Raw genomic sequence first — 12608 nt, 5'->3', positions numbered from 1 at the left:
GCGCTTTACCGATGCGGCGGACCTCGAAGCGGAGACCGGCCTGCCGGTGCTGGCAGCGCTGCCGACGTTGCGCAAGCGGCAGCTTGCCGACCGGGCGCCGCATGAGCTGGCGCTGGAACAGGCGGACAGCCCTTATGCCGAATCGTTGCGCCGCCTGCGGACCACGCTGGCGCTGGCGGGTGAGGCCCGGAACATCACCACCGGGCGCAGCGTGCTGGTGACGTCCTCCCTACCGGGTGAAGGCCGCAGCGCAACCGCGCTGGGCCTGGCGGTGCTGGCCGCAAAGGGCGGCGCGCGGGTGCTGCTGATCGATGCCGATCTGCGCGCCCCCGGCCTGCATGAGGTGCTGGGCGTACCGAACGAGCGCGGCCTGTCCGACTATCTGGCCGGCGCTGCGGAGCTGGGCGAGGTGACGGAGTTCCACCTGGCCCATGGTCTCTATGTCATTCCCGCCGGTACCCGGCTGGAGGACCCCTCCGCGCTGCTGGCGCGACCGGTGGCCCGCGATCTGATGGCGGCGGCGGCCAGCGGCTTCGACCTGGTGGTGATCGACAGTTCCGCAGTGCTGCCGGCCCCTGACGCACTGCTGCTGGCGCGCCATGCCGACCAGATCGTGCATGTGGTGGCTTCCGGCCAGAAGCGCGGCCCGGTGCTGGCCGCGCTGGCCAGTTTGAACGGTGCTGGGGCGGTGCTTTCCGGCATGGTGCTGAACCGGGCCGATCCGAAGCGAATCGGGGAGGCGGGCAGCGTGCCCTTCGCCTCCGGCCATGTGCGGCTTGACCGTGCCGAGCCGCCCCGCCGGCTCCCCGCCGGCGCCGGCTGAGCCATGACCGCCCGCAGCCCTCTTCCGGCGCCGGCCAGGGTTGCGGCCAAGGTTCCGGAGGACACGCGGGTCTATGCCATCGGCGATATTCACGGACGGGCCGACCTGCTGGCCGATCTGCTGGAGATGATCCGTGCCGACGCGGCGCGCGCGCCGGAGGGCCGGCAGGTACTGGTTACGCTGGGCGACCATGTGGATAGGGGCGACTGGACGCGCCATGTCGTGGACATGCTGCTGGAAGACCCGCTGCCGGACGCGGAGCTGGTGACGCTGAAGGGCAATCACGAAGAGCTGCTGCTGCGTTTCCTGGAAGAGCCGGAGGCCGTGGCGCGGCTGTGGCTCGGCAATGGCGGCGATGCCACCCTGCGCTCTTACGGCATCGAGCCGTCACGCTATCTGGGGCTGGCGGATGGCTGGCAGCGGATGAGCCGCCTGTTCGCCGAGGCTCTGCCGGCGGCGCACCGGCGCTTCTATGAAAATCTCCGCCTGCACCATCGAGAGGGCGGCTATCTGTTCGTGCATGCCGGTATCCGCCCCGGGGTGCCGCTGGCAGAACAGACTTCGGAGACGCTGCTGTGGGTGCGCGACCTGTTCCTGTCGTCGGAGGAAGATCACGGTTCCGTAGTGGTGCATGGCCACACGGTCGCCTGGGCGCCGGAAGAACGGCCGAACCGCATCGGCATCGATACCGGCGCCTTCATGACCGGCCGCCTCACCTGTCTGGTGCTGGCGGGCGAGGAACGGCGGTTTTTGTCGACGTGATCCCTTAATGGCAACCCTTTGCCCTGGGTTGCTCAGTGGTGCCGTTTTAACAGCCATCATTCCCGGGCTTGTCCCGGGAATCCAGGGTTCAGCCTGCTCTACAGACATCCAGTAAGCGGAAGCCTGGACCCCCGGCACAAGGCCGGGGGTGACGGGTAGAGAAAATGGCGTGGGGGAGTAAATAGAAAATCCCGCGCCACGGAAGGGGAGAGTCCTTCTCAGCTGCCCGCCACGGTCATGCCGTCGATGCGCACGGTCGGCGCGTCGGTCGAGCCCTTGAATTCCAGGTCGCTGGCCGGGGTCAGTTTCGCGAACATGTCCTTCAGATTGCCGGCGATGGTGACCTCGCTGACCGGATAGGCGATCTGGCCCTTCTCGATCCAGTAGCCGGCGGCGCCGCGGCTGTAGTCGCCGGTGACCATGTTGGCGCCGCTGCCCATCATTTCGGTCACATAGAAGCCCTGCTCGATATCGGCGATCAGCTCTTCCGGCGACAGCGTCCCGGCGGCCAGATGCGTGTTGCTGCTGCTGGGCGAGGGCGGACCGCCGGTGCCGCGCGCCGCGTGGCCGGTTGGCTGGAGGCCAAGCTGACGGGCGCTGGCGAGGTCGAGCAGCCAGGTGGTCAGCACGCCATCCTCGATCAGGTTGCGCTTGCCATTGGCCAGCCCTTCGCCGTCGAACGGCTTGGAGCGCATGCCGCGCGGCCGGTGCGGATCATCGACGATCATGATGCCGGGCGCGAAGATGCGCTGGCCCATGCGGTCCTTCAGGAAGCTGGTGCCGCGCGCCACCGAGGCGCCGGAGATCGCGCCCAGCAGATGGCCGACCAGGCTGCGCGCCATGCGCGGCTCGAACACCACCGGCACCTGCGCGGTCTTGGCCTTGCGCGGGCCCAGCTTGCGCACCGTGCGCTCGCCGGCGCGGCGGCCGACCAGCGCGGGGTCTTCCAGATCGCCGGCATAGACGGCTGAGGTATAGTCGTAATCGGTCTCCATCTCGCCGTCGCGCGCGGCGATCACCGAGACGCTGACGCCCTGGCTGGAGCGCGCATAGCGCCCGGCGAAGCCGGCGGAGGTGACCAGCGTGACGGTCGAGCGGCCCCAGCTGGCCTCCGCCCCTTCCGAATTGGAAACGCCGGAGACGGCCAGCGCCGCTTCCTCGATGGCGCCGGCGCGCTCGGCCAGCTGTTCGGGCGTCGGCTCGGCGGGGTCGAGCATGTCGATCTCCGGCCAGCCCTTGGCCAGCTGGCCCGCTTGGGCGATGCCGGCATATTTGTCTTCCGGCGCCAGCTTGGCCATGGCGATGGCCCGCTCGACCGCCTCGCGCAGCGCATCCTTCTTGAAGTCGGTCGAGGAAACGGTGGCGGAGCGCTGGCCGATGAAGACGCGCAGGCCGAGATCCTTACCCTCGGCGCGCTCGATCTTCTCCAGCTTGCCGAGGCGCTGGCCATGCGACAGCGACTCGCCTTCCGCCAGCACGGCGTCGGCGGCATCGGCCCCGGCCTTCTTCGCCTGGGCGATCAGGTCGGCGAGCAGGGAGAGCGAATCGGTCTGGCTGTCGGGCATGGCGTCCTGGGAGAAGCTTCGGGAGGTGAATACCGCCCTCAACAGATAGGCCGGCAGGCGCGATGCCGCAACCTGTGCCGTAGCGTCAGAGCTTCAGCTTCATGCCGAGATGGCTCCCGACGAAACCCAGCCGCTCGTAGAAGCGGTGGGCGTCGGCCCGGCTCTTGTCGGTGGTCAGCTGCATGACGCCGCAGCCTTCCTGCTTCGCCAGCTCGATGCAGTGGCGCACCAGCTTGTCGCCGATGCCGTGGCCGCGTGTCGAGGAATCGACCCGGACCCCCTCGATCTGCGCGCGCTTCATGCCCATCAGCGACAGGCCGGGCAGAAACAGCAGCTGCGCGCAGCCGACCACCCGCCCCGCCAGCTCCGCCAGCACGATGCGGTTGCCGGCCTGCGCGGTCAGTGCCGCAAAGGCGTCGTAATAGGCCTGCGGCAGCGGATCTTCATAGCGCTCGCGCTGTCCGCCGAGTGCGTCGTCGGCCAGCATGCGCACGATTTCCGGCACATCGGCGCGGGTGGCGTCACGGAACAGGATGTCAGTCATGGGGGCCTCAGGCGCTCAGGATAGGGATGCCGTAAGGCTGCATCCGGGAATCGCGCGTGACCAGCACCAGCTTGTCGAGTTCCGTCTGCGCCACAAGCATGCGGTCGAACGGGTCGCGGTGATGCGTAGGCAGCGTACCCGCTCGCTCGGCATGATCGGCATGGATGGGCAGCACCTCGAAGCCGTTTTGCTGCAGATTCTCGGCGATGCTGCCCTCGAAGGCCAGCTTGCCGAGGCCACGCTTCACGGCGATCTCCCAGACGCTGGCGGCGCTGACCAGCACGTCATTCTCAGGGTCGGCAATCGCCGCGAAGGCAGCGGGGTGCAACTGCTCGCCGCCCAGGTCCCACCAGAGATAGGCATGGGTGTCGAGCAGCAGCCTCACAGGGGCTCCTCGTCTTTCCCCTCAAAGGCGGCCTGCATATCGGCGGGCAACGGTGCGTCGAAATCCTCGGCTATATGACGGATGCGCAGCGTCCCGGCCGGACGGCGCGGCCGCGCGGTGCCCGGCTTGTCGAGCGGCATCAGACGCGCGCGCGGATGCCCGGCCTTGGCGATGACGATTTCCTCGCCCGCCGCCGCGCGCTCCACCAGCGAAGAGAGCTGGCTCTTAGCCTCGTAGATGTTCAGCGTCTTGCCCATAGACCTAATATCGGCCCTCGGTTTCAGTTGGTCAAGTTGGTCAAGGCCTCACTTCCAGATCGGCTTGCCGCTGCCGGGCAGGCCGAGTTCGGCCCAGCGGGCGGTGACCTTCTCGACCACCTGCTGTTCCATATACAGCTTCTCGCCCCATTCGCGTTTGGTCTCGGGCGGCCATTTGTTGGTGGCATCCAGGCCGATCTTGCTGCCGAGCCCGCTTTCCGGGCTGGCGAAATCCAGATAGTCGATGGGGGTGCTCTCGATCACCGTGATGTCGCGCGCCGGGTCCATGCGGGTGGAGACCGCCCACATTACATCCTTCCAGTCGCGCGCATCGATATCGTCATCCACCACGATGACCCATTTCGTGTACATGAACTGCCGGAGATAGGACCACACGCCCAGCATCACCCGTTTGGCATGGCCGGGATAGGCCTTCTTCATCGACACCACGGCGATGCGGTAGGAACAGCCCTCCGGCGGCAGCCAGAAATCCACGATCTCGGGGAATTGCTGGCGGAACAGCGGGATGAACACCTCGTTCAGCGCCTCGCCCAGCACCGAGGGCTCGTCCGGCGGCCGCCCGGTGAAGGTGGAGAGATAGATCGGGTCGCGCCGCATGGTGATGCAGGACACGGTGAAGACCGGGAATTGCTCCACCGAATTGTAATAGCCGGTATGGTCGCCATAGGGGCCTTCGTCGCCATACTGGTCGAGCGAGACATGGCCCTCGATGACGATCTCCGCTTCGGCCGGTACCTTCAGCGGCACGGTGCGGCAGTCGACCAGCTCCACCTTCTTGCCGCGCAGCAGACCGGCGAACTGGTATTCCGACAGCGTGTCCGGCACCGGCGTCACGGCGGCCAGGATGGTGCCGGGATCGGCGCCCAGCACCACGGCGGCGGGCAGCGGCTCGCGTTTTTCCTGCTTCCAGCGCTGGTGGTGCTGCGCCCCGCCGCGATGCTTCAGCCAGCGCATCAGCGTGGTGTTCCGGCCGGTAACCTGCATGCGGTAGATGCCGAGGTTGAAATCATCCTCGCGCTTTTTCGACGGCCCCCTGGTGACGACCAGCGGCCAGGTGATGAGAGGGGCCGGCTCGCCCGGCCAGCAGCCCTGGATGGGCAGCTGCGACAGGTCGATCTGGTCGCCTTCCAGCACCACTTCCTGGCAGGGGGCGTAGCCGACACTCTTCGGCTTCATCGCCATGACGGTCTTCAGGAGCGGCAGCATCTCCATCGCCTCGCGGAAGCCGCCCGGCGGCTCCGGCTGGCGCAGGAAGGCCAGCGTCTCGCCGACCTCGCGCAGCTGGTGCGGCTCGCGCTCCATGCCCCAGGCGACCCGCTCCACCGTGCCGAACAGATTGACCAGCACCGGCATCTTGTAGCGCTGCCCGTCCGGCCCGACCGGGTTCTCGAACAGCACCGCCGGCCCCTTCTCGGCCAGCAGCCGGGTCTGGATCTCCGTCATCTCCAGATGGGTGGAGACCGGGGCGGAGACGCGCACCAGCCGGCCCTCCCGCTCCAGACGGGCCATGAAGTCGCGCAGGCTGGCATAGGGCATGGGTCACTCCGCTGAATGTGCGGGATAATGGATGGGGCAGGCAGGGGGTGCCGTCAAGGTTGGGGATGCCGATGGTGCGTCTCTTGCCGCGACGGATCGGCCCTTCGGCGCCGTTAAAGCAGCGGGTCGCTTTTCCCTGTGCCCTGATCAAATGGAGGAACCGACGGATGCGCCTTGAAGGCTGGAAGGCGGTGTGCATCGCCCTGCTCGCAATCTTCGTGCTGGCATCGGCCGGACCAGTCCGGGGCGAGGCCGTATCGGACCTGGCCGATGGACGCACCGGCGCTATCCGGTTCCCGTCACTGACGCCCAGCGGCCCGGGCCAGTTGCTGGCGGGCGGCGCTCCCGAGGCAGTGATAAGCGGAACGCTGCTCCTCCCCGACGATGCCGGCAGCACCGCGGCGGGCCGAATCCCGGCAATGGTGATCTCTCACGGCAGTGGCGGCATCATGCCGGACCGTGAACCGGCCTGGGCGGAGCGGCTGAGGCAGCTCGGCGTCGCCACCTTCATGCTGGACAGTTTCGGCCCGCGCGGGATCACCGCCACCGGAACGGACCAGAGCCGGCTGCCGCTGGCGGCGAGCATTGCCGATGCGCTGCAGGCGCTGCGCCTGCTGGCGACGCATCCGCGCATCGACCCGGACCGCATCGGCATCATCGGTTTCTCGAAGGGCGGCCAGGTGGCACTCTACACCGCGCTGGAGCCGTTCCGCCGGGCGGTGATGGCCGGCGGCGATACGCGGTTCGCGCTCCATATCGCGCTCTATTCCTCCTGCTCCATCCCCTATATGGGGGAACCGGTCAGCACGGCGCCCATCCTGATGCTGCTGGGCGGTGCCGACGATTATACCCCCAGCGCCCATTGCGGCCGCTATGTAGACTGGCTCAGGGCGCGCGGCGGCGATGTCCGGCTGGAGGTGCTGGAGGGCGCGCATCATGGCTTCGACCTGCAGACCCCGCCGCGTTTCCTGCGGCGGGTGCAGAGCGCGCGCGGCTGCGGCATGGATATCCTGCTCGAACCCGTCGAGGCGCGGCTCTGGGCCGATGGGCGAACCCTGCAGGGCGACGAGATCGGCGCCTATCTGCGCGGCTGCATGGAACGGGGCGGGACGGTCGGCGGCAACCCGGAAGCGCTCGCCCGGGCCATAGAGGAGGTCGAGGGTATGGTGAACCGGTTAACTGGCGCCAGCACGCGATAGCACGGCCTGCCCTGCCCTGACCGCTAAGCCGCGAAGGCTGAAGGGCCTCGTTATCAGGTGCCGCCTGAAAGCCACGAAAGAAGATTGGTGCCCATAATTACTTGATATTATTATAGTTAATTATATTGATCCAAGTCATTAATTTTAACCATCTCTTAATGCGCAAATTCTAAATTGCGCTGGCGGCCAAGGCGAGAACCCCCATACCGCCCCTCATCCCATTCTTTGTGAAAGTTACGGCCATGCGTGTTCTGGACAATATGAAAGTGTCCCGGAAAATCTCCGCGAGTTCGGGTGCCATCCTCCTGCTGCTGCTGGTCGCCAGCGGCATCGCCGTTGCCGGTTTGCTCAGTGCACAGGGCAATTTTGCCGACTATCGCCGCCTCGCCCGCCAGACCAACGCCATGGCGACAATGCAAGGCGAACTCCTGTCTGCCCGCCTCGGCGTCCAGCTATTTCTGCGCGCGCCTTCCGAGGAGCGTGCGGAGGCGGTCTTGCAGCGGGCCGGTCGTGCGAAGGAAATGGCGGACAACGCAGCCAGCCTGTTCGTCGCGCCGGAACGCAAGGCGGAAATCGCCAGAATTGACGACGAGATCGAGAAATACGCTTCCGCCTTTCAGCAGATCCGTCCGCGGAGTGCGGAAATGTCGCGCTACAATGAAGAGACCTACAAGCGGGGCGTTGCCTTGGAAAGGACGTTGACCGACCTGATCCAGAGCCTGCAGACGCAAGACAAGGACGGCGCCATCGTCACCGCTGCGGCGGGGCAGCGTCATCTTCTGCTGGCGCGCATCTATGTGAACCGGTTCATTGGCAGCGCCCTGGCGGCTGACTCCGACCGCGTCAACTCCGAGATCGTGTCTTTCCAGGAGACCCTGAACAGCCTCACCGCCAGTCTGACCGAACAGGAGGACAAGGCGCGGCTGGCTGACCTGAACAAGAATCTGACGGAGTGGAAGGACAATTTCGCCGTTGTCGCAAAGGATGTCACAGCGATTCAGAATATTCTCTCCACCCAGCTAGACAAGATCGGCCCGGCGGTTGCCGGCGATCTCGAGAAGATGAAGATCAGCAGTGTCTCGCGTCAGGACGAGATCGGCCCGCGTGCCTCCGCCGATATCGAGCGTTCGGTCATGGTCGCCATCGCTGCCTCAGTCCTGGCCCTGATTACTGGTGTGCTCTCGGCGCTTCTCATCGGCCGCAGCATTTCCACGCCGATCATCTCCATGACGGCCGCGATGGGCCGGCTGGCCGGCGGTGACAAGACGGTCGAGATTCCGGCGCAGGGCCGCAAGGACGAAGTCGGTGAAATGGCCGAGGCCGTCCAGGTCTTCAAGGACAACATGATCAAGGCGGAAATGCTGGCCGCCGAGCAGGAAAAGGAGCGTGCCGCACGTGAGGAACGGGCGCGCAGGATCGAGACACTGACGAAGAATTTCGATACCGCCGTGGCGCAGGTCCTCTCCCAGGTCGGTGCCGCGACCTCGCAGATGCTCACGACGGCGACCTCCATGTCGGCGACCGCTGAGGAGACGAACCGTCAGTCAACGGTCGTCGCTGCCGCCGCCGAGCAAGCCTCGTCCAATGTGCAGACGGTGGCGTCGGCTGCCGAGGAACTCTCCAGCTCGATTGAAGAAATCAATCGGCAGGTTACGCAGTCCACGACTATTGCCGGCGAAGCCCGCAAGGATGCGGAACGCACCAACCAGCAGGTCGAAGGGCTTGCACGGTCGGCGCAGAAGATCGGAGAAGTGGTCAGCCTGATCCAGGAGATTGCCGAACAGACCAACCTACTGGCGCTCAATGCCACTATTGAGGCGGCGCGTGCCGGCGAGGCGGGCAAGGGCTTCGCGGTGGTGGCCTCCGAGGTGAAGAACCTCGCCAGCCAGACCGCCAAGGCGACCGAGGACATCTCGCAGCAGGTCGGGAGCATCCAGGCGGAGACGACTGACGCGGTCAGTGCAATCAAGGGGATCGGCGCAACCATCGCACAGATCAACGAGATCGCAACGACGATCGCTTCGGCTGTCGAGGAACAGGGTGCCGCGACGGCGGAAATTTCCCGCAATGTGCAGGAAGCCGCGAAGGGGACGCAGGAGGTGACGACAAACATCATCAGCGTCACCCAGGCGGCTGGCGAAACGGGTGCTGCGGCCGGTCAGGTTACCGCCTCCGCGAACAATCTCGCCTCCCAGTCGGAGGAGCTGCGCAAGGCGGTGGAGGAGTTCCTGAAGGGCGTCCGCGCCGCATAAAGGCAGAAGGGCGGCTATCAAGCCGGCCTTGGGGAAAGAGGCCCGGTGCTTTGTGCATCGGGCCTTTTCCCTGCCCTCCCTTGCCGCAGCGCGGCATTTTCGCTACAACCGCGCCATTCCCTCGGCGAACTGAGACCGGCGAAAATCAGGAGACTCTCCCATGGCGAAATACTGGGTGGTCGGCGGCGAGTACAAGGACACCTCCTTCAACGAGCTGGCGCGCGGCGAGGAGCAGCGCTTCGGCCCGTTCGACAATTACGACCTGGCGAAGAAGGAATGGGCCAACCGCACCTGGGCCAATGTGGATGACGCCCATATGCGCTTCCGCATCATCGAGGAGGATGGCCGCGCCTACTGGGTGGTCGGCGGCATCTATACCGACACCAGCTTCACCGCGATGGCCAATGGCGGCGCGGAGGAACGGTACGGCCCGTTCGACGCCTATGAGCAGGCCAAGAAGGCCTGGCAGGAGAAGGCCTGGTCCACGGTGGACGATTGCAACGCGCGCTACCGGATCGAACGGCTGTAGGGCGGTAATCATGAGTCTTGCGACGGCTGACGAGGCGGAGCTTCTCGCCCGCGCCTTCGACTATCCCTATGCGGCGCCGGATGGCGCCTATCTGTTCCGCGCCGGCGAAGCCCTGCCGCTGCCCGGCGGCTATGATCTTGCCGGCCGGCTGCCGGTGCTGGCGCATGGCTCCAACCGCGCGCCGGCGCAGCTGCTGCGCAAGTTCGGCCGCGAAGGGCAGGGGCCGGAGGGCGAGCTGCCGGTCACGCCGGTCTGGCTCACCGGCTATGATGTGGTGTTCTCGGCGCAGTTCGCGCTCTATGGCGCGCTGCCGGCCACGCTGCACCCCTCGCCCGGCACGCGGGTGCGCGTGCATGTCACCTGGCTGACCGAGGCGCAGCGGGAGATCATGGACCGCTCGGAAGGGCTGGCGGCGGCCACGCCGCGCTACCGGCTGCTGCCGCTGCCCGGCTGCGTCGCCTGCGACCTGTCCGGCGATCTGCCCGACGCGCCGGCCTATCTGGCGCTTACCGGGGCGCTGGCGCCGGATGGCGTGCCGATCGCCTTCAGCAGCGTGCGGGCCGAGGGGCGGCGCTTCGAGGCAATGGACGGGCGCGCGATGATCGCCCGCATCGCCCGCGAGGTTTTCCAGTGCGAGGCCGAGGCGCTGATCCGCCGGATTGTCGGCAATATGGAGGAGCGCGACCGCGCCACCGCCCTACTGGAACGGCTGGCGCTGAAGCCCTAGCTAATGCCTTCGATGGCCAGCGTGCGGCGCACGGCCGGACGGGCCAGCACGCGCTCGAAATGCTTGCCCACCTGCGGGAAGTCGCGCGCCGGGCGGGAGAGGTTGCGGCCCCAGCGTGTCAGCATGAACAGGAACAGATCGGCGGCGCTGAACGCCTCGCCCAGCAGATAGGGACCGTGCTTGGCGAGAGTTGCGTCGATATGGGCGAAATGCTCCTTCAGCGCGGTGTCCGCCTTCGCCTTCACCGCCGCCTGCCCGGCGCTGCCATCTATGAAATAGTCAGAGTGATAGAAATTCATGAAGCGCGCCTGCACCGTGTTGGTGAGGTAGGTGATCCACTGATAATAGGCCGCGCGGTCCGCGCTGCCCGGCATGGGGGCAAGGCCCGAGGCCGGGTACAGGTCGGCGATGTGCATCAGGATCGCCGCCGCCTCGCAGACGATCTGGCGTGATCCGTCCTTCTCGATCACAAGCGCCGGCACCACGCCATGCGGGTTCAGCGCCAGATAGTCGGGCTTGCGGTGCTCGCCCGCCTTCAGGTCCAGCTTCACGAAGCGGTAGTCGGTGCCTTCAGCCAGCCCGGCTTCCTGCAAGGCGGCGTGCGGGGCAAGATTCGCGTTACCGGGGCCGCCATAGAGTAGATACATGCCGGCCTCCCTGGCCTGTCGGTTCTGATTGTTTATCCCGAGATCAGCAGATATCAGGCTGTTCCTCGCGGCAGGCTGCCTTGGCCGAGCGCGATGAAGAGCCCGGGCGCGACGCCACCTGCATCTCGCGCCGCAGCTCGGCGATCTGCCGTTCCATGCCCTGCCGCTCCTTCTGGAAGCGGGCGAAATCCTTGCCTTCCAGCTTCTCGCCGGTCGGGAACTTCACGCTCATCGGGTTCACCTGCCCGCCGCCCTTCAGCACCTCGTAATGCAGGTGCGGGCCGGTCGAGCGCCCGGTGGTGCCGACATAGCCGATGACCTGGCCCTGCTGGACCCGCGCACCGGCCCGGATGCCCGGCGCGATGCGGCTCATATGCGCATAGGCGGTGGCGAATTCGCTGTTGTGGCGGATCTGGACATAGCGGCCATAGGCGCCGAACCATTCCGCCTTGGCCACCGTACCGCTGCCCGCCGCCATGATCGGCGTGCCGGTGGGGGCGGCGAAGTCGATGCCGCGATGCATCTTGCCATAGCCCAGGATCGGGTGCTTGCGCATGCCATAGCCCGAGGACAGGCGGGCACCGTCGATCGGCGTGCGCAGCAGCGCCTTGCGCACCGATTCGCCGCGCGGATCGAAGAAGTCGAACTCGCCCGGCCGCGGCTCAAAGCGGAAGATCGGCATGGTCTTGCCGGACAGGGTCATGCTGGCATAGTGCACGGCACCGGTGTTCACCACGTCGCCCGCCTCGTTGCGCAGCTCCTCGAACATGATGTCGAAACGGTCGCCGGGCTGGATGTCGCGCTGGAAATCGACATCGAAGCTGAAGGCCCGCACCATCTCCCACAGCGCGGCGATCGGAATGCCGGCCTCGATGGCGGTCTCGTACAGGCTGGAATTGATGCGCCCGCCGCGCAGCACCGTCACGGTCTGCAGCGGAAATTCGATCTGCTCGGCAGCGAAGCCGCCATTGCCGTCGCGGCGCACCTGCACCTCGCGCTCGACGCTGGGCTGCAGGGCGAGGCCCAGCAGCGCGCTCTTGCGCTCGACTTCGATCTCCAGCGGCAGCTTCAGGCTGGCCGGCGGCAGGAAGGTCAGGGTGATGTCCTGGCCGGGGCGCAGCTGGCGCGGGTCATAGACGCTGCTCAGCCCCTCGATGGCCTGATGCGCCTCGCCGCGCTCGATGCCGGCATCGACCAGCAGCTTCATCAGCGTGTCGCCGCGCTTCACCGTCACCACCTGTTCGGTCGGCTCGCGCTGCATCGCCTGCACCACGCCCTCGGGCAGGCGGGTCGCGGCGAGATGGGCATAGGTGGTGGGGTCGAGATCGCGCTCGGAGAAACCGGCCTGGCGGCTGGCACCG

13 protein-coding genes (1 of these 13 cut by a window edge) are annotated in these 12608 nt (G+C 66.7%); 6 read left to right on the top strand and 7 right to left on the bottom strand.

The window, feature by feature from the left end; translation table 11 throughout:
- The coding region (locus tag MK313_RS16065) for a CpsD/CapB family tyrosine-protein kinase (protein ID WP_287782897.1) at positions 1 to 823 on the top strand (823 nt) is incomplete at its 5' end.
- Between the two features lie 3 nt (positions 824 to 826).
- On the top strand, positions 827 to 1585 hold the full coding sequence (locus tag MK313_RS16060; protein WP_287782895.1) for a metallophosphoesterase: 759 nt from the start codon (positions 827 to 829) through the stop codon (positions 1583 to 1585).
- Between the two features lie 218 nt (positions 1586 to 1803).
- Here MK313_RS16060 and MK313_RS16055 read toward each other — a convergent pair whose 3' ends face one another.
- From MK313_RS16055 to MK313_RS16035, 5 genes are all read right to left on the bottom strand, one after another.
- Positions 1804 to 3150 carry a TldD/PmbA family protein gene (locus MK313_RS16055; protein ID WP_287782893.1) on the bottom strand — a complete coding sequence of 449 codons (1347 nt, stop codon included), beginning with the start codon at positions 3148 to 3150 and terminating at the stop codon, positions 1804 to 1806.
- A gap of 85 nt (positions 3151 to 3235) precedes the next feature.
- The gene (locus MK313_RS16050) at positions 3236 to 3694 is read right to left on the bottom strand and encodes a GNAT family N-acetyltransferase (protein WP_121221598.1); all 459 of its coding nucleotides are present in this window, start codon (positions 3692 to 3694) and stop codon (positions 3236 to 3238) included.
- 7 nt (positions 3695 to 3701) lie between these two features.
- The gene (locus MK313_RS16045; RefSeq protein ID WP_121221600.1) at positions 3702 to 4079 is read right to left on the bottom strand and encodes a type II toxin-antitoxin system VapC family toxin; all 378 of its coding nucleotides are present in this window, start codon (positions 4077 to 4079) and stop codon (positions 3702 to 3704) included.
- Positions 4076 to 4336, bottom strand: a complete 261-nt coding sequence (locus MK313_RS16040) for a type II toxin-antitoxin system Phd/YefM family antitoxin (protein WP_008946298.1) — start codon at positions 4334 to 4336, stop codon at positions 4076 to 4078. The genes MK313_RS16045 and MK313_RS16040 overlap by 4 nt, the downstream gene beginning before the upstream one ends.
- Before the next feature lie 48 nt (positions 4337 to 4384).
- Positions 4385 to 5893 (bottom strand): UbiD family decarboxylase, encoded by a 1509-nt coding sequence (locus MK313_RS16035; protein WP_287782889.1) that lies wholly within the window; start codon positions 5891 to 5893, stop codon positions 4385 to 4387.
- Between the two features lie 167 nt (positions 5894 to 6060).
- On the opposite strand from MK313_RS16035, the gene MK313_RS16030 reads away from it, so the two are divergent.
- The 4 genes from MK313_RS16030 to MK313_RS16015 all read left to right on the top strand — a co-directional run bounded on the left by MK313_RS16030 (position 6061) and on the right by MK313_RS16015 (position 10600).
- Entirely contained in the window at positions 6061 to 7092 is a 1032-nt protein-coding gene (locus tag MK313_RS16030; RefSeq protein WP_287782887.1) for a dienelactone hydrolase family protein, read from the top strand.
- A gap of 266 nt (positions 7093 to 7358) precedes the next feature.
- Positions 7359 to 9344, top strand: a complete 1986-nt coding sequence (locus tag MK313_RS16025) for a methyl-accepting chemotaxis protein (protein ID WP_287782886.1) — start codon at positions 7359 to 7361, stop codon at positions 9342 to 9344.
- A gap of 160 nt (positions 9345 to 9504) precedes the next feature.
- On the top strand, positions 9505 to 9873 hold the full coding sequence (locus tag MK313_RS16020; RefSeq protein WP_008946294.1) for a DUF4170 domain-containing protein: 369 nt from the start codon (positions 9505 to 9507) through the stop codon (positions 9871 to 9873).
- 10 nt (positions 9874 to 9883) lie between these two features.
- Entirely contained in the window at positions 9884 to 10600 is a 717-nt protein-coding gene (locus MK313_RS16015) for a hypothetical protein (RefSeq protein WP_287782885.1), read from the top strand.
- Here the strand turns inward: MK313_RS16015 and MK313_RS16010 are convergent.
- A complete protein-coding gene (locus tag MK313_RS16010; protein WP_287782884.1) occupies positions 10597 to 11247 on the bottom strand; it encodes a glutathione S-transferase family protein in 651 nt (216 codons plus the stop codon). The two genes, MK313_RS16015 and MK313_RS16010, sit on opposite strands and share 4 nt — an antisense overlap.
- 43 nt (positions 11248 to 11290) lie before the next feature.
- Positions 11291 to 12608 carry the 3' portion of a M23 family metallopeptidase gene (locus tag MK313_RS16005; protein WP_287782883.1) on the bottom strand. It continues 218 nt past the right edge of the window, so only the last 1318 of its 1536 coding nucleotides appear in the window; its start codon lies off the right edge, out of view; it ends in the stop codon at positions 11291 to 11293.

It is taken from the genome of Oceanibaculum sp. (genome assembly GCF_022449305.1).
GTDB lineage: Bacteria > Pseudomonadota > Alphaproteobacteria > Oceanibaculales > Oceanibaculaceae > Oceanibaculum > Oceanibaculum indicum.
The sequence above is the reverse complement of the archived record's forward strand: the minus strand, read 5'-3'. Positions and strand labels throughout refer to the sequence as shown.